The organism is Leptolyngbya sp. AS-A5 (assembly GCF_039962495.1).
GTDB lineage: Bacteria > Cyanobacteriota > Cyanobacteriia > Leptolyngbyales > Leptolyngbyaceae > Leptolyngbya.
On record NZ_JAMPLL010000005.1, the window covers coordinates 256760 to 277630 of the forward strand.

Below are 20871 nucleotides of genomic sequence, written 5' to 3' on the forward strand. Positions count from 1 at the left end.
TGAGGGACGGTACTTCCATCCCTCATTTTTTTTCGATTCGTTCTCTGAGGAATCGATCGAGCTTCTCCAGAGTTTCACAGCTACGATACTAAACTTTCTCAAGCTAAGGTAGACACTCAATCAAGCGGCACAGGAAAACTTGACTTTAGTAAAGGCTTGAGCATACAAATTTGCAGCAATACAACTACAGTTCACTTTAATCGCATCTATCTAGTGATGGAGGATATTGCATCCTCTAGTGCAGCTACCGAAAGGATTAAACATTGCTCAACCTACATCACAGCGAAAAATTTCCCTTCGTGAGCGAACTTATTACGACAGTAGAAGTGGCACAGATGCAAACACGGTCAGTTTACTTTCCCTTTACATTAACCCCCGTGCATCCGCCGCATTACTACTCCAAGACTCAGGTAGCGATCGCTGCAATTCCAAATTAGGCTGCGATCTCTCACGATTCAATCAGGTTTTCACACAGTTAATCTCACGACTTCACCAAGGTTTCTAGTCGTTCAAAGATGCGATCAACGTGTGCGATCGCACCGTTGAGAATGCCCGCTTCAAATCAGATCCCAAATCGGGGTCAAGTTTGGCATGGCGATTTCTGCATATTGTTATTCAAGGTAAATCAACATGATATTTCGCTCAGTTGACCAATTGAATCCATTTCTGCGAAGCGAACAAGCCCTTCAAGGGAGGCGTTTTCTCGATCGATTCAGTTTCGGAACTCAGCCCGACGTACTGCCCGTGCAGCCTCAATCTAGCAGTCCTGCACCGCTTGAAACTGCACCGCCACCTAGCCCCGTTCAAGCCGGCCCAGATCCAGCCTTTGATGCATTTGAGCAGCAGGTTTTCGACCTCACCAATCAGCAGCGGATGCAGCAAGGACTGCAACCCCTGACGCTCAATTTGACCTTGAATGACGTGGCTGAAAAGCACAGTCAAGACATGGCAACGCGCAACTATTTTAGTCATCAAGGACTCGATGGTTCCCAGCCTTGGGATCGAATGCGGACTGGAGGCTACAGCTATTCTAGAGCTGCCGAAAATATTGCATTTGGACAACCCACGCCTCAAGATGTTGTGACTGCTTGGATGAATAGTCCTGGACATAGACAAAATATCCTTAATCCCAATCTAAAGGAGCTTGGTGTGGGATACCATAATGGATACTGGACGCAAAATTTTGGCACGGCAATGCAATTAGCTTAATTCATCCAAATTGAATCGCTAGTTCTTTTGGCAAAACTCTGACTCACGAAGCGTCAGAGTTTTCTTATCCTTGCAAAATCTACGCTGAACGGCTCAGTCGCACATACTACAATGGAATAGCAGCGCTTGTTGAAATTCAACTGAATCGTCTAACCCGATCAGCTAAGAGTCATGTCATTGTCATCCACGCAACTTCCCCCCGCACTCGATCGCATTGTGCAACGCTTAGCGCGATCGACCGAACCCAAACGCAAGTACGAGCTTCTCATCACCCTGGCTCAGCGTCTTAAGCCGTTTCCAGAGTCGGAAAAAATGCCAGAAAACAAAGTTTCAGGCTGTGCATCGCAGGTCTTTGTGGTGGCGAATTTGGCAGACGGAAAAGTGCAGTTTGAGGGCGATTCGGATTCGCAGTTGGTGAAAGGATTAGTGGCGCTATTGGTTGAAGGACTCAGCGGATTGCCCCCGCAAGAAGTCGTCGATCTCTCGCCGGAATTCATCAAGGCGACGGGACTGGATGTGAGCTTAACTCCTTCGCGGGCAAATGGGTTTTATAACATCCTGGCGAAAATGAAGCAGAAATCGCAGGCATTCATTGAATAAGCGATCTCCCTGAGTCGATCGATAATCTTGCAACCTGAGCGGCTTGAATTTGAACTGGTTCGGCTCAGGCTTGTGCGTATTCTGCTGCAATCGTGTCACAGCACAGAGAACGGGATCAGCCGCAACAGTAAAAATCCCACGATCGCACAGCCGAGCGAAAATCCCAGAACTTTTAATCGCCCTTGCCAATTTCCCTCGATCGTCCAAAGCAGCAGGCTTGCGATCGTCATCAAGCTGCCCAGAATCGCTGCTATACCGCCAATCCAGGCAAGCGTCACCCAAAAGATAATCATCGTCTCCCCTCAGATGTACGGGTATCCCCCAGGTTATTACCCCAGTGGCGGATGGTCGTTTTGTCAAATGCTTGTTATCTTTTTTAATATCAAGTTCGGAATTTAGATTTATTTTAGGGAATCCCCAAAAGAATCAACCGAGTTTGTTCAGGATAAACCCCATTGACTTTTAAGTCATTGAATCCTGTAATTGGTCTACTCTCTTTTTATCTGGAGCGTAATTGCTATGAGTCAACCTGTTGAACTTTCCTTGGAGCAACAATTCAGCATTCGATCGTTTGAAACTCAGGTTCAGCAAATGAGCCGTGAGCAAGCGCAAGAATTTCTTGTGAAACTCTACGAGCAGATGCTGATGCGTGAGACGATGTATCGTCACTTCCTCAAACAGCAGTGGGGCTTGGAACCCGATTCGTCGACAATCTAAGTCTGTTTCTAATCTTGCGGGCGACCTCGAACTTTTGCTTGATTCTGAAGGCTTAGAAAGAAGCAGGGGTGTGGGGCGTTTACCCAAGATTCGCTTCCAAAAGTTAATCTAGAGCACTCGTAAAACGCTCGCTACTTTTTCAACCGTGTCCATCTGCTCAATTTGGCTGAGCGCTGCACGGAAATTTCCTTCCTGAACTTCATGGGTCACGACCACGATCTCGGCGGCTCCATCTCGAATTCCCGCCTGAACGACAGATTCCAAGCTGACCTCATGATCTCCGAAACAGGTGCCAAGCTTTCCAATAACTCCCGGATAATCTCGCGTCAAGAACCTTGCATAAAAGCGGGTTGATAGCTCTTTCATAGGCGCGATCGTGCAGTAATGCTGATGTGAACACGCTAAGAGCGGATCAAGCACAGAGGATTCTCCGCGCTGAGTGGTACGCTCGACTTTCAGCAATGCCGCGATATTGAGGACATCTGCAACCACAGCACTGGCGGTAGGTCCTGCACCTGCTCCCCGTCCAAAAAACATTACCTGACCGATCGGATCGCCTTCGATCAAAATTGCATTGTAGACGTCGTTGACGCTTGCTAATGGGTGGGCTTTTGGAACCAGTGTGGGGTGCACTCTGACTTCGAGTTCATCGCTTGATTTGCGTTTCGCGATCGCTAGCAATTTGATCACGAATCCGAGTTTTTCGGCGTAGGCAATCTCGATCGCGCTGACATTCCGAATGCCTTCGCAATAGACTTCTGGCAGTTTGATCCGTCCGCCAAATGCAAGAGATGCCAGAATTGCGATTTTATCCCCAGCATCTAACCCATCGACATCGGCAGTGGGATCAGCTTCAGCATACCCAAGCTTTTGAGCATCGGCAAGAATTTCGGCAAAGTCACCGCCTTCAAGCTGCATTCGGGTGAGGATGTAGTTTGTCGTGCCGTTGACGATGCCTGTTACGGTGTTGATCCGATTCGCGCAGAGCGATTGTTTGAGCGGTTCGATTACCGGAATTCCACCGCCGACTGCTGCTTCTAGCAGGACGTAAACGCCCGCTTCCGATGCGGCTGTAAAAATTTCAGCGCCAAATCGAGCGATCGCGGCTTTATTTGCGGTGACAACGTGCTTTTTATTGGCGATCGCTTTCAGCATTAGCGATCGAGCGGGTTCTAAACCGCCCATCACTTCGACCACAATATCGATTTCCGGGTCGGTCACGATCGACTCTAAATCGGTCGTGAGCAGTTCTGACGGAACGATGCGGGGTTTGTCAATCGATCGCACTCCGACTTTATGAATCACAATCTCTTGCAGCAACGGGTGACGTTGAGCCGGATCACGGAGAATTTCAACTGTTCCAGTCCCGACCGTTCCCAATCCCAACAAACCGACTTTAAACGCCACAGCTTTTTACCCATTCACGACAGATCTTCAATTTTATGGGAAGGCTGGCATTCGCGGGAAATCGTGTTTGTTGCGAGATCACTATACGGAATGTCCTTGCTCCTTATAAAATGAGACCTTGCACGTACTTTATTTAGATTGAGACGCAATGGCAGAGACACTCTTCTTTAATGCCCTTCGGGAAGCGATCGACGAAGAAATGGCAAAAGACCCGACGGTTTTGGTGATGGGAGAAGATATCGGTCATTACGGCGGCTCCTACAAAGTCACGAAGGATTTATATAAGAAGTATGGGGATCTGCGGCTGCTCGATACGCCGATCGCTGAAAACAGCTTTACCGGAATGGCAATCGGAGCGGCAATGACCGGATTGCGCCCGATTATCGAAGGGATGAACATGGGCTTTTTGCTGCTGGCGTTCAACCAGATCTCGAATAATGCGGGGATGTTGCGCTATACGTCGGGTGGGAACTTCAAGATCCCGATCGTGATTCGTGGCCCTGGTGGAGTCGGTAGTCGCTTAGGTGCAGAACACTCGCAACGGCTGGAAGCTTATTTCCAAGCCGTTCCCGGATTGAAGATTGTTACGTGTTCGACTCCCTACAACGCCAAAGGATTGCTGAAGTCGGCGATTCGAGATGACAATCCGGTGCTGTTTTTTGAGCACGTTTTGCTTTACAACCTGAAAGAAGACCTGCCGAGCGAAGAATATTATCTGCCGCTTGATAAAGCTGAAGTCGTGCGGAAAGGCAAAGATGTCACGATTCTGACGTATTCGAGAATGCGGCATCATGTGATGCAGGCGATGAAGACGTTAGATAAAGAAGGGTATGACTGCGAAGTGATTGATTTGCTTTCGCTTAAGCCGTTGGATTTTGAGACGATCGGCGAATCAATCTGCAAAACGCATCGCGTGATCATTGTCGAGGAATGTATGCGAACCGGGGGAATCGGGGCGGAACTGACGGCTTCGATTAACGATCGCTTTTTCGATGAACTCGATGCGCCTGTGTTGCGGATGTCTTCGCAAGATATTCCGACTCCTTACAATGGAACGCTTGAGGCTTTAACGATCGTGCAACCACCGCAGATTGTAGAAGCGGTTCGCAATATGGTTCCGTTGAAGGTTTAGAAGGGAGTTGAAGTCGCTGGCAAACTGCCCCCTAAATCCCCCATTCTGGGGGACTTTGACAATAAGGAATTCTGGGATTCCAGGAAATTTTTGTCATTCAAAGTCCCCCAAATTTGGGGGATTTAGGGGGCTGAAGCTGACTGAAACGAAGCGATCGACAACTCCTTCTAGAAACTGGCACTCATCCACGAGCGGTCAAGACTCATCGACGAGGATTCGAGACTCGTGCGTGAGTGATCAACACTCGTGAACGGCGTTCGAAGACTTGTGCGTGAGTGATCAATACTCGTGAACGACGATCGAAAACTCGTGAATGAGTGATCAACACTCGCCCGCGAGGATCAAACACTCGTGCGTGAGTCATAAAGACTCGTGAATGAGTGATCAACACTCGCCAACGAGATTCAATGATTCATCAGCGAGTATTGGAGCTTGGTTAAGAAACGGATGCAGGAGTCGGCGCTTCTTTCGATGCCTTGGAGCGAGTTGCTTTGAAGCGTTCGCCCAACTGATCGGCAACAGCTTTGAGTCCCGGAGTCTTTTTAGAAGCGGTTTTGATGTAGTCGTAGACGGTGAGGCTATCGGTCATCGCTTCGCTGCTCACAGAGATTAAGGTATCGTCTACTTTTTCGGTGAGTTGTTGCAGTCTCAGAAGCACTTCGGTCAGGGTAGTCGCGAGTTCATAGTTGCTGCTGAACTTGTCGAGATCGAAGCTGGCAGGGAGAATATCGGGATTGGATTGAGCGGCGATCAAGCTGTTGTTGACAAACGAGAGGCTTTTGTTGCCCATCTTGAATAGCTTGCGGCGTTCTTCGGTGCTGAGATGCACTAGAAACGGCATCTGGGCTTCGATCGTCGCAAGGGCGGCTTTGATTTCTTCGAGGTCGGTGTCTGAAAGCTGGGCGGGAAGATTCTGGGATGCCATCGGGTAGAACTGCTTTAGGGATAGAAAGGTATACCGTCTGAGGATGCCCAATGGAATCAGCGATCGCACTTGATCTCTGCTGATTCCGCGTTACTGAATTACGGCAAAGCCTGCTGTTATGGCTTCCAAAAGCAGGTTGACTCAGCGATTGCCATTCTGCAACACGCCATTACCTGTGGTTGAGTAATACCAGATTGATTTGTGGATGCGACAGATTCTCGCCCCCTAAATCCCCCATTCTGGAGGACTTTGAGTATGATCTGTCGCATTTTATGTTTAATTTGGTATAAATTGAAGAGAAATTTCGTCGGCAAGACGATCGATTCCAAGCGCTCCTCAACCCCGACTAATCGATCGTGCAGTGCCACTTCCAATCCTTGATCGCCATCGCCTCATACCAAATTGATTTTTGAGTGCGACAGATCTTGGAAGCCCCCTAAATCCCCCACGAGTGGGGGACTTCAAGCCTAAATCTGTTTCGGATTCTCAAAGTCCCCCAGTATGGGGGATTTAGGGGGCGAAGGATCTATCGCATTAATAAATTGATTCGGTATCAGATTGATTTGATCGTGAAGCGCTGTCAGTATACTTGTGCGATCGCAGCCTACAACTCAGAAGACGAAAGCCGACCTTCGATCGATTCACACTTAGGGATGCCAACACAAAGCGCGATCGCTCATCTTTCCAATCAGGCGTTTTTGTTGCTGAAACCGTATCGAATGCAACGTCATACAAAGAAAGCGCTATCATAGCCTTTGTCATAATAAAGACTGGCTATGGGACGGCAACGAGGATTATTAATACTGATTTTGGTGCTGGTGCTGGGTTCGCTCTACATCATCTTCGATCAGCGCCATTTTCCAGCCCTGCTCGGCTTGGATCTGCGCGGCGGATCGCAGATTACGATCCAGGTCAAGCCAACGGGTGATGTGCAAAGAATCACGCAGCAGCAGCTTGAAGACGTGCAGCGCGTGATCGAAGGTCGGATTAACGGATTGGGCGTGTCCGAACCGCTCGTTCAGACGGCTGGCGAAGATCAAATTTTAGTCCAGTTGCCCGGAGTCAACGACCCGGAACAAGCCGAGCGCGTTTTAGGCGGAACCGCACAGCTTGACTTCCGGGCACAAAAAGCCGGAACCGAAGACAGGCTCCGGATCGAACAATCGATCCGCCAAGAGTTCCTCAGAAAGCAAGCCGAACTGCGTAAATCCGACGACGCAAAAGCGATCGAGGAAAATCAAGCCGCTATCAAACGCAGCAACGAAGCGATCGCGACACTATTTGATCCACCCGCGCTAGTCGGTAAAAATTTACAGAATGCCTTTGCAGAATCCGCCCCTGGCTCAGATGCGTTTAGCGTCGGTCTCAAATTTGACCAGGAAGGCGGCGATAAATTTGCTCAACTGACCAAAAGCTTAGCGGGAACGGGTCGATCTCTGGGCATCTTCCTCGATAACGGCTTAATCAGCTACCCGTCTGTGGGTGCAGAATTCGCTCAAACCGGAATTACAGGCGGAGGAGCCACGATTACCGGACGCTTTACCGCTCAAGAAGCAACCGACTTAGCGGTGCAATTACGCGGAGGGGCGTTACCGTTCCCGGTCGAAGTCGTTGAAAATCGCACCGTCGGCGCAACTCTGGGCCGCGATAGTATTCAGAGCAGCATTTACGCGGGAATCGGTGGATTGCTGTTGGTTCTCGGCTTCATGATTGTGTATTACCGCTTGCCGGGTGTAATCAGCGCAATTTCTCTGATCATCTATGCGCTCTTAACCTATGCCGGATTCAAGCTCTTAGGCGTGACCTTGACACTGCCTGGAATCGCCGGATTCATTCTCAGTATCGGGATGGCGGTTGATGCGAACATTCTGATTTTTGAGCGGACTCGTGAAGAGTTACTTGCCGGAAAGACGCTGTATCGATCGGTTGAATCCGGCTTTTTCCGAGCCTTCTCCAGCATTCTCGATAGTAACGTGACGACTGCGATCGCTTGTATTGCCTTGATCTGGTTCGGTTCAGGACTGGTCAAAGGATTTGGCGTAACGCTGTTGTTAGGGGTTGCGATCAGTATGTTCACCGCCGTCACTTGCAGCCGCACTTTAATGATGTACGCGATTACGTTTCCGGGACTCCGCAAGCCGGCATGGTTCTGTCCCAATCTTCATAAAGCTAAACAATCGATCTCGGAGACTACTTGATGAAACTGAATGTCATTCGCCAACGGGGATTGTGGTGGACGATTTCTGCCCTCTGTATTCTTGCCGGCATCATTGCGATGGTGATTCTGCAAACTCAAATTGGTACGCCGTTGCGTCCGGGGCTTGACTTCAAAGGTGGAACGCGGCTTCAGGTAGAACTCGATTGCAGTCAGCCTGGAAACTGCGACAAACCGATTAGCCTCGACGCGATCCGCGAAGTGCTGCGCGATGAGAATCTAGGAGATGCTAGCCTGCAACTCGTCGGTCAAGACCAGCGCGCTGCTTTGATTCGGACGAATACGCTTAGTGTAGATCAGCGCACGCGACTGCAAGCAGAACTCGAATCAAAAGTCGGTAAGTTTGATGCGAAAAAAACGCAGATCGACACGGTTGGGCCAACGATCGGGCGACAACTGTTTCAATCTGCCTTAGTCGCACTGATCGTTTCCTTTGCAGGTATCACGCTCTACATGACGTTCCGCTTTGAATTGGATTACGCGCTCTTCGCCATCATCGCGCTGTTCCACGACGTTTTGATCACGGTCGGCTTCTTCGCGATTCTCGGACTCACCCCGTTGAAAACCGAAGTCGATAGTTTATTTGTCGTGGCGCTGTTAACGATCGTTGGTTTCTCGGTCAACGATACGGTGGTGATTTACGATCGCGTCCGCGAAACAATCCAACTCAATCCCGGTCGGCATATCAACGAAATCGTGGACGATGCGGTGAATCAAACCTTAACGCGATCGCTCAATACGACATTAACCGTCTTGTTAACGCTGTTTGCGCTCTTTTTCTTCGGAGGAGAAACGCTGAAGAACTTTGCGCTAGCGTTGATTATTGGATTTACGATGGGAGCGTATTCAAGCATCTTTATTGCGAGTACATTGTTAGCACTTTGGCGTGAAAAGCGGGGACGCGCATTTGCGCCTGTGACGGCTGAGGCGACTAGCGATTAGATTGAAGAATATGACACCTCCTGACTCACCTGAAGTCGAACTTGATCCAAAATTTCAAGCGGCAGTTCAACGTCTGCATCGATCGACGGTGATCGGGCGGTGGCTTGTGGCGATCGGGTTGTGGCTAACGATTGGGGCATGGAGCCTCTGGGAACTGCGCTACCCGATTTCACTCATGCAGGACTATTTCACTTGGGCAGCCCTACGACACGGGCTGATCTCGAATTTGCCTGCCACTGTCGGACTCGGATTCTGTATTGGCATGACGCTGAGCGTATTGATTTGGCAGAGCCGGAATATTCTATTTGGGTTGCCGATCGAGGAGCAGCAAAAGCTCGAACAAACCGTCTTAAAAATTCGCCAGCAAGGGCAAAGCCACCCGATGTGGAAGTGGATCGAACCAAGCGAGAAATCTTAAATCAGAAAGAGGATCGCAGCCCAAAATATCGCTACGGTATAAGAGCGAATTCCGAGAGGTGATATGCAGGAATCTGGGCGAAATTCTTCGGTTACAGTGGCGCTCCAATTTGGAACCATTGCCGCAATTTTGGCTGCGATCGTCATTAATGCACTCTCTAATTTCTTCCCGCTGCGAGGATTGAGCATTGGAGCAGTCGCAAACACGATTCTAGGCGGTGTACGGATTACGCCAGCAAATTATGCGTTTGCGATTTGGGGCGTCATCTATCTTGGGCTGATTGGTTTCGGAATTTATCAAGCATTACCGTCTCAGCGTTTTAATTCCCATTTGCTGAAGTTACGCGCTCCAATCATTTGGGCATCTCTCTTTCAAATTGTTTGGGTGTATGCCTTTCAGTTGCAGCAGTTTTGGTTATCTGTTGCACTGATGTTTGGAATTCTGATTAACCTGATTGCTGCCTACTTGTGGTCTAGATTCCCCAATAGCCGCGTTCCGCGTGAGGAAAAATGGTTAGCTCAGGTTCCAATTAGTATTTACTTGGGTTGGATCAGTGTTGCGTCGATCGTGAATGTTGCCTCTGCTTTGTATGCTTCGGGCTGGACTGGAGCGGGGATTGATGGCACGATCTCGACAGTGATCATGATTTTGATTGCCGCAGCGATCACAGCCGCGATCGTGATTCGATATCGAGATGTTGCATTTACAGGTGTGATCGTTTGGGCATTGTTGGCGATCGCCGTTCGTCAGTTTGCTCAATTTACCATTTCAGTCACGGCGATTGGCAGCGCGATCGCGTTGGTTCTGCTGTTCTTTTCCAGAAATCGTTCTCGTGGGGCATGACTAGAAATCTTGCACCTGCTTGAATCGGTTTAGAGTCGAATTTCCACCGATGGCATTTGATTACTCGATCGATTTCACTCAGGTCAATTTCAGAGAGCACCCGGAGCTCTACCGCGTTGGAAAAGGCGAACAAGGCGTTCTGTTAGTCGAGCCTTACAAAAGCGAGATTCTGCCACACTGGAGATTCAAGACTCCAGAGATTGCGCGAATTTCAGCCGATAAGATCTATCAGCTTTTTCAAGACTACAAAGCGCAAGGTGATTTTGTCGGCATGGATATGGCGCGGAAATTTTTGCAGATGGGATACACCCGATCGCGCCGCTACGCGAACCACAAATCCGGCCGCAAATACGCCACCGACAAAACCGTACTGCCCCGTGAAGAAGACCCGATCAAAGCCGAATCCGCCAAGATTTTTTACGAAAAGTGGCAGCTTGCAAAACTTGATCCCGGCTACATCACACAACTGACCGCGCATCGCCAGCGCTACGAAGATGTGAAATAGTTGAAAGTGGTAATTCTTGCTCTTTACTATGTCTGAATTTGTGTCTGAATTTGTGTCTGACTCTGTGCATCTTCGGTTACTGGAAAATCCCGGAGTTCTGTGGCAACGCACGATCGAGCAAACGCAACACGCGCTTTCTTGTGGCGCACTCCTTTCAATTCCAACCACTCATGAATTTATCGAGCAAGCAGGCGCGAAATTTCTCGTCCGCACTGTCACGAATCTGATTCGCAAAGAAGTGTCCGACCTGAAACAAAAACAAGAAGAGATTGCAACTGGAAAACCGATTAATCCATTTCTTCCCTACGATCGCGATTTATTTGTTGTTGATATTTCTGACACTCACGTTTGTCTTTTAAATAAATTCAACGTTGCCGATCATCACCTATTAATTATTACTCGTGCCTTTGAAGAACAAGAAGCTTTATTAACGCTGGACGATTTTGCAGCACTATGGGCATGTTTAGCCGAAGTGGATGGATTAGCGTTTTATAATGCCGGCTCAGTGGCAGGAGCAAGCCAGCGTCACAAGCATCTACAACTGGTTCCATTCCCATTTGTTGAGAAAATTCGCTTACCGATCGACCCCTTAATTAACGCTGTAAATTCTACCGATCGCATTACCACAATTCCCGAATTTCCCTTTATTCATGCCTTCACAAAACTTGATCGAATTGATACCGCTAAGCAACTTTTAGAACGCTATTGGGAGTTACTCGAAGCCGTAAGAATTGATTCTAATCAAATTATACAATCGGCTCCCTATAACTTTTTAGCAACGCGAGAATGGATGATGATTGTGCCACGATCGCAAGCCGAATATAGTGCGATCGCGGTGAATTCTCTTGCATTTGCAGGTGCGCTTTTAGTCCGAAACTCCGAGCAACTCGAAACGCTGAAACAATTGCGTCCGCTAAATTTTTTAAAGAACGTTGCGATCGCGTCCTCATCCTCAGCAGGCTAACCATAATTGGGGAATAGCCTCCATGAGAATCCTTATGAAACACGATCAATTTATAGTGCCGCCCAATCAGAAAATTAAGCTAAAGGACTACGATCCAGCTCATACAGATGGCTTAAGAGATAAAGTAGCGGCTCAAGCCGAGCTTCAGACAGGCGTTCAGAAGCTCGCAAAATATCAAGACATTCTCTATGCTCACGATTCCTACGCCTTGTTAATTCTATTTCAAGCGATGGATGCAGCCGGAAAAGACAGCACCATTAAGCACGTGATGTCGGGTATAAATCCTCAAGGTTGCCAAGTCTTCAGCTTCAAAGCCCCTTCTTCAGAAGACTTAGATCACGATTATTTGTGGCGATCGACGAAAGCTTTACCCGAACGCGGGCGCATTGGAATTTTCAATCGCTCTTATTATGAAGAAGTTCTAGTGGTGCGGGTTCACCCAGAATTGCTAGCAAAGCAAAAGCTACCCAAAGAAGCACTGGGCAAAGATTTTTGGGAGAAGCGATTTAAGCAAATTAATCACTTTGAAGAATACTTAGTTAACAACGGAGTCATTGTTCTAAAGTTCTTCCTAAATGTCTCGAAAGAGCAGCAGAAAAAGAGATTTCTCGATCGAATTGAGCAGCCCGAAAAGAACTGGAAATTTTCTGCTACAGATGCAAAAGAGCGGCAACATTGGGACAAGTATATGGAAGCTTACGAAGAGGTGTTCAGCCATACCAGTACAGATCATGCACCCTGGTACATCATACCAGCCGATCATAAATGGTTTACTCGTCTGGCTGTCTCCAACATCATCATCAGTAAACTCAAGTCCCTGAATTTGTCCTACCCCGAAGTCAGCGAACAGCATCGACTAGAACTACTCGAAGTCAAAAAACTTTTAGAAAGCGAAGGCTAACTTTGTTCAAAAGCAAGGGGCGATCGGGATTCAAAAGTCCCGATCGCCCCTCTTTGTTGATGCGAAATCTAAGCTTATGCTTCCTTCTCTGCTTTTGCCGCAGCTCGCTCGATCTTGTGGCTAAACGTGATTAACGCTTTACCCAACGTATGCATCGGGCCTTTCACACCACGACCCGCTTCATCGCCGATCGCGTTGGTTTGCTCGCCCAGTTTCGCCAGCACTTCTACAATTTGGCTTGCTTCGGTCTTTTTACCTTTCAGAAGTTTTTTCAATTCTTTCAGGGATGCTGACAGTTCTTTGATGTTTTCTTCCTTGTGACCCTTGAGAAAATCCACCCACTCGTCGATCGAGTCAATCGCTTCTTCGGACTCAATTTCGGTAGGATCGCCATGTAAAATTTCAGTCAAAGATTCAATATCTGGTGCGTTATCCACCTCAGAATTTGCTGATTGTTTTGCAGTTTTTGGCTCTTTTTCAACTTCAGAAGAATGCGCTTCTTGTTGCATTGTTTTTTCGTCTTTAGCTGCCATAAATTCCATTCCTTCTAAGTTTCAGTGAGATATAGCATCACAATAAAATTCGTTACATGGGTTTCCCTCTGTCAAAAGAAGCGACCTCGATCACACTCTAGACAGAGTGCAATCACATTAGGAATATGACGCAGATCACAGCCTAAAACTAATTCAAATGCCGTCCACATAAAGACTGAATATCTGCGTAATTTTGCCGAATTCGTACCAGCATAAATTCGATCAGTACCGTAGATCGACGATGGTTTTACAATGCCTCTCTACAGAAAATAGATTCAACGCTGATGTGAACCTTGATCTTGTGGTGGATGATGGCAACTCAATCTTCTTTACGTTCTCGCGGGATGGAATTACTGGTTTCGTATCACCAAAATCCCTCGGTGAAACTCCGCAATCAGTTGGTACAAATGAACGCAGGTTTGGTTCGTAAAATCGCTCATCGGGTAAGTCATCAATGTGCAGAACCCTACGAAGACCTTGAACAAATTGGCTACTTAGGGCTAATTCGAGCGATCGAACGCTTTAACCCAAACCAGGGTTGTGCTTTTAGCTCATTTGCGGTTCCTTATATTCGGGGTGAAATGCTGCATTTCCTCCGAGATCGAGCCGGTACGGTAAAAATTCCCCGTCGCTGGCAGCAATTAAACAAAGAAGGTCAGCGAGTCCGAGAGCAACTGATGGAAGCATTCGGTCGTCAACCGAGCGATGAAGAGATTGCAGATGTGCTTAAAGTGTCGGTCAACGAATGGCGCGAAAGCAAGCTGGCGGCAAAGAATCGCTTACCGCTAAGTTTAGATGCGACGGTTTGTCAGCAGTTAGATTCGCCGATGACGCTGGGGGACACGCTGCCTGATGCACGGTATCAAGCCTTGCAGGTGCTGGAAGAAGACCGTCAGCAGTTGCAAAGGGCGCTCAATCAGCTTGAAGATAAAACCCGCCAAGCGATCGAATATGTTTTCCTGCATGACTTGTCACGTAAGGAGGTAGCGGAACAGATTGGAGTCAGTCCGATGACGGTGACTCGTCGCATTCATCGCGGCATCCAACAAATGGTGGGATTGCTCCATCCGCAAGTGTTGCAGACTGATCCCTAATTCCTACGCCTTAGTTTCCATCGATCTATCAAGTCACCGGATTGAGAATTTCAGTTCGGTGTTTCTTGGCGAATGGGGTGTGAAATTCGCCCGATCATGTCAGTCGGTTCGCTGCATGAGAATCATCTAATTCCTAGAAGGGGATCTCAATGCCTGCTGAATTGCCGCTGCTGCAAGCGGAGCCATAACAGCATAACCCTTTGCATTGGGATGCAGTCCATCGTCTGACAAATCGGCTCTCAGCCTGCCTTGGGCATCTAGCATTGCGCTGTAATAGTCCAAATAAGTGCAATATACGGCAGCGCAGTATCCTTTAAGCCATTGATTCAGCGCCTCAATTTTTGTGGGTGGTCGCCCTGGCGAAATCTTGTTTGCAGCATAATCATGAATCGGCAGCACAGACGCAAACACCATGCGAATCTGATGCGCTCTTGCTAACTCTGCGATCGACGCATAATTATCCTGAATTTGATCCAAGGTCATCGCACCCGTATTGCCCGCAATATCATTTGTTCCTGCGAGAATTATGACTACACGCGGCTTAAGTGCAATCACATCCGGCCGAAATCGAATCAGCATCTGAGGAGCCGTCTGTCCAGAAATGCCTCGGTTGATATAGGGGCGATTGGGGAAATAGGCGGAGAGATTCCAAAACTGGGTAATAGAATCGCCAAAGAACACGGCTCGATTCTCATCAACTGTGGTAGGTAACAAACTAGCGTTGGCTTGTCTATAAACGTCTAGCTGTGCCCAATCTTGCAGACGCTGTTGTAGCTGCTGAATCTGTTGGCGCAGTTGGTCTGGGGTTTCTGACCCAGGAGTCTGGGCGACAGCAGGCGGTTTGAACATAATCAAATTGACCACTGTCGCCAAAATGAAGATAAAGAAGCGATACATGGATGTATTTGGACGCTGAAAGTGCGGTGTGGGTAGTGGAAAACGTGCAGAAAAGGCTACGATCTTTTTCAACGAGAATACAAAGGTCGCAAAAATTGTTTGCGGCAGTGGTGCAAGAATTTAACGGTAGTGTACGATTTGTCCCACAGAAATGTGGGTTTGATCTAGAAGCGTCGGAGCCTAGGAAACTTAGAGCGCTTTTAGGTTTGCAAATGGCGAGAACCCCTCTAACGGCTGCCTAACACCTTCCGAAAGGTGATTAAACCGTTCTGAACGTCGGATGGCTGCAACTGGACACACTCACTAATGCGGCAAGTCGTGAAATAGCAGATTGCAAAAATGCAGCGATCGCGAGTCGTCTGCAATCCCTCAGCAAACAACCGAAGCAACTCCTCAGCATTCAGGACTTTAGCTTTGCCGTGGCGGTTCACCTTCTTGGCAACTTTGTGCTGAAAGTTCAGATCGAAATTCATTCTATTTGCTTGAATAATTACCCTCATTCTACACTTCCGAAAATACCATTTTCGGAAATAGGGCACTCAAAGTATTGATTTATCGTACTAATCTCACTTCCAAGACAACCGAGCAGCGCGGATTTTGCCAAACTTATCGATCGTGGTAGGAGGGTGAACCGCTGAAACCTGCATTCTGTCGTGATTGCAGCGTCAATCGATAAGTTTGTTTTATCTGTAAACAGGGTAAACAGTTTCAGAGACCAGAATCGTGGGTAGCCTGTGTCAGATGTTGTTTGACGAGTTTACAGATGAAAACGAATAAGCCGACGATCGCGGCACGAATCGAAGTGAATGAGATGCAGCAGATTGACGCGCTGATTCAGGAAACGGGGCAATCCCGATCCGAGTGGCTCCATCAACTAATCAAGCAAGAATTGGGGCAATCGAATAGTCAAACGGTTCGATCAATGGGCGCGAGAATCGCGACTCTAGAAAGGAAATTAGCAAGGTTGGCAAATTGAGCAATCATGCTAGGTCAACCCAATGGACTGGATCATGATCTCAATGCTCCATCTAGACTCCATCTAGAGTGAGTCAGCGCTATATCGCTCCTGTATCTGAACCATACGTTCTGGAATGTATCATTACCGTTCTTGGCTTGGTAATACTGGATAAATCTTAGATCAGTCAATGAGCGCTCGGTTTAGCCGTCGCACAACTCTATCTGCGGTTGAAGCAAACTTCTGCAATAAGAGAGATGGGGGAGCTTCGGTCGTTTCTTATTGTACCTGCGGAGGTATGAATGGACCATTTATGTATCACATGTATTAAACGAGGTCAGCTGAGATAAAGACCTTGAGGATGAAACGGGGTCAGATAAAGATAAAAACCCCGTCTATTACTCTTTGAACAAGGGATCCCTCAAAAGCTGAAATGCCATATCTCCATATCTATAGATAAGAACAGTTTCAGAACGAAGGTGTCTCCTGAGCCACGGAGATGAATCGCATTGCAATTATCGATGACAACGAGGCCTGGTGCTTTGTTCTATCCCTGCGGTTACAGCAGCAGGGATATGTCGTCTCTCCGTTTACCCAGGTACAAGCTTTCTTGCCCCAGATGGATCAATTTGACTTAGTGCTGGTGGATTTCTCGATACCGGCTCCGGCTTACCAACGCAGCATGGACGGGCCTGAATTGATTTGCTGGGTACACCAGCACCTGGAGACGCCACCGCTTCTCGTCCTCATTTCCAGTTTTTTCACTTCAGACCTCCTCAACCAAGCTGCAGACCTTTGTCCCAAAGCCGATGCTGTGCTGAGTAAGCAGACCGACACCTCCGAACTCTTCGCTCAGATTCAGCATCTCCTCGCTAGTCGAGCCGGATCCCGAATGAAGCAAGACGCCGTGCTGCGACCCGGGGCATCGGCTAGAAGGCGAGAGTCCTAGCTAATTGCTGAGTTTTTTCTCCTACTATTGGGCAGAAATTGAAGTGATCCGCAGGGCAGAGGAGCTTGTGGGATAAGCTCGATAACTTGGAATCGATTCGCGTTCCACGGCTGACTCCATCCCCCTGCCCTCAAAACTTGCATCTACCACACTCGAATCGATATTCAGCACCCTTACGTGTGGCGCTTGATGGGGGAACTAGAAAAGCTGGAGCGTGACCCTACTGTCACGCAAGGAGAAACAACAATGCTTCCATCCTGCTTCAATCCATCCTAAAAGGTTACTGCTCGAAAGGTTACTGCTCGCCATCGCGACGCTCTTCCCCATCACCCTCCTGAGCACGAGTTCTCGATCTCCGTTGGCTCAAGCTCGGCTTGCTGCAACCCCCGATTCCGCGACTCTCCCTAACGGAATTTACCTCTATGGCAATTCCCCGAAGCCGAATCAAGTCGCCCAAAACTACATTGTGCTTGAACGGCACAACGGCAAAGTCGTTGGAGCCTTTTACTCGCCCCAATCGGAGTTCACCTGTTTTACTGGAGACATCGAGGGAACGCAATTAGACGTCGAAGAACAGATCCCAGAGGCATCCAAACGGTATTGTCAACTTAACTAGACTTCGCGCTGATTATTGAGAATGAGCACACTTACTAATTATGAGAAAAAGAGCCTTTCAGCCTTTGAAAATTAGGCAGTTTCTCAATAAGCAAGCCTTTAAACGGTTAAGTTGACAATACCGCCTGGAGAGAATTTGATGGTTGAGCTGGTAAGTAAACTTTGAGTTGAGTTCCCTTATTAATTTCACTTTTCACATTAATAAAGCCCTCATGACCTCTGACAATTCCCGCAACCATCGATAATCCTAATCCTGTCCCTTTACCAAATTCTTTAGTTGTGAAGAAAGGCTCAAAGATGCGGTTCAAATTCTCCGTGGGTATTCCAACTCCTGTATCGGAAACTGTAATCACAACATAGGAACCCATCTTTGCATCTACGTTTGTGCGAGCAAGATCTGCACAGACCCAGATATTTTCTGCTGAAATGCGTAGGATTCCGCCCTCCAGCATGGCATCACAAGCATTCTCGCAGAGATTTAGCAGCATTTGGTGCAGTTGAGCTTGGTTCCCAGAAATTAACCAAAGATCGGATGCAATGTTCATGCGAACTAAGATATTGCGTGGAGAGCTTTGCTTCTGCATCGCTGCTATGTCTACCAGTAATGGCTCCAAGGAGAAGGTGTTTTGATCGCCCTTGAGTCCTTGTACAAAAGACAGTACCTGCCTGACAACATCCGCACTACGCCTCGTGTTAGCTTCAATGGATGCTAATAATTTTTGACTCGATTCATCTGGTAGCTTGTTCGCAAGAAGCTGAATCGACATCAGTACAGGAGTCAACGCATTGTTGATGTTGTGTGCTATACCACCGGTCACTGTGCTGATGCTCTCAAACCGTTGAGTGCGCTGACGCTGGTCTTCAGTCTGCTTTCGCTCAGTAATATTGGTACTAATGACTAGAACCGATTGAGGTTGCCCTGCTTGATCGCGAATTAATGTCCAACGGCTATCTACAATAATTTTCTGACCCCCTTTGCCTTGGTGCTGCAGTTCCCCCTGCCACTCTCCCTGATTCATGACAGCTGTTTGAGCTTGACGAAGTTGGGGAGGAAATTCCTCAAACAGTAGCTCATCAACATAACACCCCACTGCTTCATTCATCGTCCAGCCAAACAAACAGGTTGCACTGTTATTCCAAAACAGAATTCGATTTTCCAGGTTCAGTACGAGAATGGCATCTTGGGATTGATCCAAAAGCCTTGATTGCACCTGCAACTGTTCTTCAGCTTGTTTGCACTCGGTGACATCCGTTTGAATACCCACGAAATACAGGAGCTTGCCTGCATCTGACCGTATAGGAGCAATTTTGAGTTCATTCCAGAAGGGTTGACCATCTTTGCAATAGTTCAAAAGAGTCGCTTGAAACTCCTGTTGTTGAGCGATCGCTTCACGAATTTGCGCTACGACTTCTCGATCAGTTCCTGGTCCTTGGAGAAATCGACAATTGGATCCCACGACCTCTTCTGGTTGATATCCGGTGAGTTTTGAGAAAGCCGGATTGGCGTAGATGATGGGGTTATCGGGTTGATTGGGATCGCTAAGCAAAATGCCATCTGATGCAGAATCAATCGCTCTAGCAAACGGCAAATTAGCTAACTTCTCTGCGGGTGGCTTTTGGGTCAACAGATCCAGCCAAGTGAGCCGCTCTTGCTTGACCCTATCCCAGTAAGTGTTGAAAAAGTTGGCAAGCTCAGGTTCTTCAGCCACTAAGTCATTGAAATGGTCTTGAACTCGCTTATCGTTCTCATACCTTACGTCTGGATGTGCTTCCATCCACTGATGGCAGGTTTTGATGTAAGCAATGAACGTCACCAAATATTGGTAGTTCTTGGTTCCTAGAAGACGGTGCAACTCTCGCCGACAGGAATCAGCCTCATCGGTGCTTAAGGCAATAAAGATTGAGCAATGAAGGAGGCTCTCTTCAAGGACTGAGTTTAGCTGGGATACAATGTTGAGCAAGCTATCTTGGGCAGCCAGGAGCTGAAGATGCTCGTCTACCTCTTGCCGTCCTGGAGGAGTCATCTCAAGCAGGGCTAGTATTTCCCGCGCTTGCATCCCCAATTTACGTAATGAGCAACTGTGACATACCAGGCAGTACGGAACCGGACAGAAGCGTGACAGATAAGCGGACAACTTCTCCTTAAATAGAGCAGGAAGTGGATTGTCAACGTAGGTTGAGCAGGTTTGTTGCCACAAATTATCTAACACTTGGGGAGTCTGTAAGGCTGGGGAAAAGAAAGGCGGGAAAAACCCAAACTTCTCTTCGATTTCTGTCACAATTTGCTGACTAGTCTGCATGGATGGGAATTTATTTCAAAGGCAAGTGTGAGAAATTGGCAAACTAGGTTTTCCCTGTCTGACGAGCAAGGACTCCCAGAGGCAGCGAACACAGTATATTTGCTTATCCCCTTGCTAGTTTAGCTTACCTACTACATCGTGGATGCCCAATGCGATACATCGAAAGGGAACATTTTGAAGCGCGAGAATGACAAATCTGTCTGAAAATGTATTGATTATCCCCTTTGGCGGGATGCAAGGGAATTTCGACATAAAAAGCACCATTAATTAACTGTCGCCCATGCTTTTCCCGACGAAAATCATCCCATCGTAAAAGTCGCCTTCTCGCTCGATCGTGAACCCGCCAAACAGCAGAGCAATCCACACCTGAACGATCGACAGCTCCGACCTCTGAACCAATGTCGATAGCTTTATTCTCCCTATAGCACGACCGCACCACATCAATCCACGCAACTCTATCTTCAGCGTGAGCCAAAGATAGAGTTGCTTCTAATGCCTGTGCTTCTGGTAGTTGAGCAACCGCATCGGCTAATTGATCAGGTGCAATTTCCGCAACGATTGTGTCTCTTGTTGCGGATTTGCGCTCATCCTCAAACAAAAAATCCCGCTAAAACTGACGGAGCTGGACTCAATAAATGGCGTTGCACAGAGGATGAATGATTTACCTCAACGCAGGCACTTGTCCATGCTTCAGGTAATAGATCAGCAGACGAATTGATGCTTTTAGCATCTTGATGGACTTAGAATAGC

Annotated in this window: 24 protein-coding genes; 16 read left to right on the forward strand and 8 right to left on the reverse strand. The window is 47.9% G+C overall.

The genetic code is table 11. From position 1 onward, the window contains the following. The first annotated feature begins 630 nt into the window (after positions 1-630). Both NC980_RS09525 and NC980_RS09530 read left to right on the forward strand, forming a co-directional pair. Positions 631-1209 (forward strand): CAP domain-containing protein, encoded by a 579-nt coding sequence (locus NC980_RS09525; RefSeq protein ID WP_190375607.1) that lies wholly within the window; start codon positions 631-633, stop codon positions 1207-1209. Between the two features lie 171 nt (positions 1210-1380). Then, on the forward strand, positions 1381-1809 hold the full coding sequence (locus tag NC980_RS09530; RefSeq protein ID WP_190375608.1) for a SufE family protein: 429 nt from the start codon (positions 1381-1383) through the stop codon (positions 1807-1809). Between the two features lie 95 nt (positions 1810-1904). Here NC980_RS09530 and NC980_RS09535 read toward each other — a convergent pair whose 3' ends face one another. Then, positions 1905-2102 carry a hypothetical protein gene (locus NC980_RS09535; protein WP_190375609.1) on the reverse strand — a complete coding sequence of 66 codons (198 nt, stop codon included), beginning with the start codon at positions 2100-2102 and terminating at the stop codon, positions 1905-1907. 226 nt (positions 2103-2328) lie between these two features. Between NC980_RS09535 and NC980_RS09540 the strand changes: the two genes are divergently transcribed. Beyond that, positions 2329-2526, forward strand: a complete 198-nt coding sequence (locus NC980_RS09540) for an NblA/ycf18 family protein (RefSeq protein ID WP_190375610.1) — start codon at positions 2329-2331, stop codon at positions 2524-2526. A gap of 108 nt (positions 2527-2634) precedes the next feature. Here NC980_RS09540 and NC980_RS09545 read toward each other — a convergent pair whose 3' ends face one another. Further along, complete coding sequence (locus NC980_RS09545) at positions 2635-3933, reverse strand: homoserine dehydrogenase (RefSeq protein WP_190375611.1); 1299 nt, start codon at positions 3931-3933, stop codon at positions 2635-2637. Positions 3934-4081: 148 nt separating this feature from the next. On the opposite strand from NC980_RS09545, the gene NC980_RS09550 reads away from it, so the two are divergent. After that, entirely contained in the window at positions 4082-5065 is a 984-nt protein-coding gene (locus tag NC980_RS09550) for an alpha-ketoacid dehydrogenase subunit beta (RefSeq protein ID WP_190375612.1), read from the forward strand. A gap of 436 nt (positions 5066-5501) precedes the next feature. Here NC980_RS09550 and NC980_RS09555 read toward each other — a convergent pair whose 3' ends face one another. Further along, on the reverse strand, positions 5502-5990 hold the full coding sequence (locus tag NC980_RS09555; RefSeq protein WP_190375645.1) for a hypothetical protein: 489 nt from the start codon (positions 5988-5990) through the stop codon (positions 5502-5504). 542 nt (positions 5991-6532) lie between these two features. Between NC980_RS09555 and NC980_RS09560 the strand changes: the two genes are divergently transcribed. From NC980_RS09560 to NC980_RS09595, 8 genes are all read left to right on the forward strand, one after another. After that, positions 6533-6742: a hypothetical protein gene (locus NC980_RS09560; RefSeq protein ID WP_190375613.1), complete on the forward strand. Its 210-nt coding sequence runs from the start codon at positions 6533-6535 to the stop codon at positions 6740-6742. Positions 6743-6766: 24 nt separating this feature from the next. Next, positions 6767-8188 (forward strand): protein translocase subunit SecD, encoded by a 1422-nt coding sequence (gene secD, locus NC980_RS09565; RefSeq protein ID WP_190375614.1) that lies wholly within the window; start codon positions 6767-6769, stop codon positions 8186-8188. After that, complete coding sequence (gene secF / locus NC980_RS09570) at positions 8188-9147, forward strand: protein translocase subunit SecF (RefSeq protein WP_190375615.1); 960 nt, start codon at positions 8188-8190, stop codon at positions 9145-9147. Before secD ends, secF begins: the two co-directional genes overlap by 1 nt. A gap of 10 nt (positions 9148-9157) precedes the next feature. Then, positions 9158-9565 carry a hypothetical protein gene (locus NC980_RS09575; protein ID WP_190375616.1) on the forward strand — a complete coding sequence of 136 codons (408 nt, stop codon included), beginning with the start codon at positions 9158-9160 and terminating at the stop codon, positions 9563-9565. A 63-nt stretch (positions 9566-9628) separates the two neighbouring features. Beyond that, entirely contained in the window at positions 9629-10408 is a 780-nt protein-coding gene (locus NC980_RS09580) for a tryptophan-rich sensory protein (protein ID WP_190375617.1), read from the forward strand. 49 nt (positions 10409-10457) lie between these two features. Further along, entirely contained in the window at positions 10458-10913 is a 456-nt protein-coding gene (locus NC980_RS09585) for a DUF4385 domain-containing protein (protein ID WP_190375618.1), read from the forward strand. Positions 10914-10941: 28 nt separating this feature from the next. Beyond that, positions 10942-11877 (forward strand): phosphorylase, encoded by a 936-nt coding sequence (locus NC980_RS09590; RefSeq protein ID WP_190375619.1) that lies wholly within the window; start codon positions 10942-10944, stop codon positions 11875-11877. A gap of 34 nt (positions 11878-11911) precedes the next feature. Then, positions 11912-12778, forward strand: coding sequence for a polyphosphate kinase 2 family protein (locus NC980_RS09595; RefSeq protein ID WP_190375620.1), 867 nt, complete (start codon positions 11912-11914; stop codon positions 12776-12778). A gap of 74 nt (positions 12779-12852) precedes the next feature. Here the strand turns inward: NC980_RS09595 and NC980_RS09600 are convergent, their stop codons facing one another. Further along, on the reverse strand, positions 12853-13311 hold the full coding sequence (locus NC980_RS09600; protein WP_190375621.1) for a hypothetical protein: 459 nt from the start codon (positions 13309-13311) through the stop codon (positions 12853-12855). Between the two features lie 311 nt (positions 13312-13622). Here NC980_RS09600 and NC980_RS09605 point away from each other — a divergent pair, with 311 nt between their 5' ends. Beyond that, positions 13623-14405, forward strand: coding sequence for an RNA polymerase sigma factor SigF (locus NC980_RS09605; protein WP_190375622.1), 783 nt, complete (start codon positions 13623-13625; stop codon positions 14403-14405). A 126-nt stretch (positions 14406-14531) separates the two neighbouring features. On the opposite strand, the gene NC980_RS09610 is transcribed toward NC980_RS09605, so the two are convergent. Then, positions 14532-15374, reverse strand: coding sequence for a GDSL-type esterase/lipase family protein (locus NC980_RS09610; protein WP_242026550.1), 843 nt, complete (start codon positions 15372-15374; stop codon positions 14532-14534). Between the two features lie 155 nt (positions 15375-15529). Continuing rightward, the gene (locus NC980_RS09615; protein ID WP_190375623.1) at positions 15530-15775 is read right to left on the reverse strand and encodes a hypothetical protein; all 246 of its coding nucleotides are present in this window, start codon (positions 15773-15775) and stop codon (positions 15530-15532) included. A 290-nt stretch (positions 15776-16065) separates the two neighbouring features. Between NC980_RS09615 and NC980_RS09620 the strand changes: the two genes are divergently transcribed. The 3 genes from NC980_RS09620 to NC980_RS09630 all read left to right on the forward strand — a co-directional run bounded on the left by NC980_RS09620 (position 16066) and on the right by NC980_RS09630 (position 17822). After that, the gene (locus NC980_RS09620; protein WP_190375624.1) at positions 16066-16278 is read left to right on the forward strand and encodes a ribbon-helix-helix protein, CopG family; all 213 of its coding nucleotides are present in this window, start codon (positions 16066-16068) and stop codon (positions 16276-16278) included. A 478-nt stretch (positions 16279-16756) separates the two neighbouring features. Continuing rightward, complete coding sequence (locus NC980_RS09625) at positions 16757-17206, forward strand: response regulator (RefSeq protein ID WP_190375625.1); 450 nt, start codon at positions 16757-16759, stop codon at positions 17204-17206. A gap of 358 nt (positions 17207-17564) precedes the next feature. Beyond that, on the forward strand, positions 17565-17822 hold the full coding sequence (locus NC980_RS09630; RefSeq protein WP_190375626.1) for a hypothetical protein: 258 nt from the start codon (positions 17565-17567) through the stop codon (positions 17820-17822). A 106-nt stretch (positions 17823-17928) separates the two neighbouring features. Here NC980_RS09630 and NC980_RS09635 read toward each other — a convergent pair whose 3' ends face one another. Continuing rightward, positions 17929-20121, reverse strand: a complete 2193-nt coding sequence (locus tag NC980_RS09635; protein ID WP_190375627.1) for a PAS domain S-box protein — start codon at positions 20119-20121, stop codon at positions 17929-17931. A gap of 124 nt (positions 20122-20245) precedes the next feature. Continuing rightward, positions 20246-20719 carry a hypothetical protein gene (locus tag NC980_RS09640; protein ID WP_190375628.1) on the reverse strand — a complete coding sequence of 158 codons (474 nt, stop codon included), beginning with the start codon at positions 20717-20719 and terminating at the stop codon, positions 20246-20248. Between the last annotated feature and the right edge of the window lie 152 nt (positions 20720-20871).